Source organism: Candidatus Thiosymbion oneisti (genome assembly GCF_004359955.1).
Taxonomy (GTDB): Bacteria; Pseudomonadota; Gammaproteobacteria; order Chromatiales; family Chromatiaceae; genus Thiosymbion; species Thiosymbion oneisti.
In genome coordinates this window covers 1-646 of the sequence record NZ_SMSC01000125.1, presented here as the reverse complement: position 1 = coordinate 646, position 646 = coordinate 1, and the positions used below count along the sequence as shown (strand labels likewise).

The window sequence follows — 646 nt, the reverse complement described above, 5'->3', positions numbered from 1 at the left end:
ACGGGCCGGGCTGGCCGAAACGCCGGAGACCTCGGACTACACCTCGATTCAGGAGCGCGTTGTCGGGTTGCCGGAGGGAGTCGGGTCCGAAGCCGGCTCGCAGGAGACCGCAACCACTAAAGATCCTGAGGTAATGCTCAATGGGGAGCGGTTACGACCAGAGGCCGAAACGCACGGCTTACCCCAAGCCCTGCTGATGCCCTTTGATGCCACTGCGCGGACTCCTTGGGCGGTGCCGTTTGCCTTCGAAGACTACTTGGAGCTGGTCGATTGGACGAGCCGGGCGTTACGTGCAGATAAGCCTGGGTACATCAAGGTGCAAGAACCCAAGATCCTCGTGCGCTTGGGCATCAATGGGGAGCAATTTATCGGCTATTCTGAACGTCTTCTCAAGGCGTTCGGAACGGCGGTCGGCGCACCAACATCGCTCACGGATCTCTGCGCCCGGCGTCAGGCCAAGTATCTGCGTGGCATCCGGGCTGCGCGAGCGGTGTTTGTAGCCAAACAGGCGGCGTGATAGGGTCAAGTGGTTAGGGTTCGCTGTGAGGACCGTAGGGCGGGAAAGCGCAGCGCATCCCGCCTTTCGCATCCCTCCAGAATCAAAGGCGGGATGCGGCCGTCCCTGGCCTGTCCCGCCCTACGCGGG

1 pseudogene is annotated in these 646 nt (G+C 62.2%); it reads left to right on the top strand.

Annotated elements, in window-relative coordinates:
• Positions 1 to 517, top strand: a pseudogene (locus E1958_RS20635) (transposase); the annotation flags it as partial.
• Positions 518 to 646: the final 129 nt, after the last annotated feature.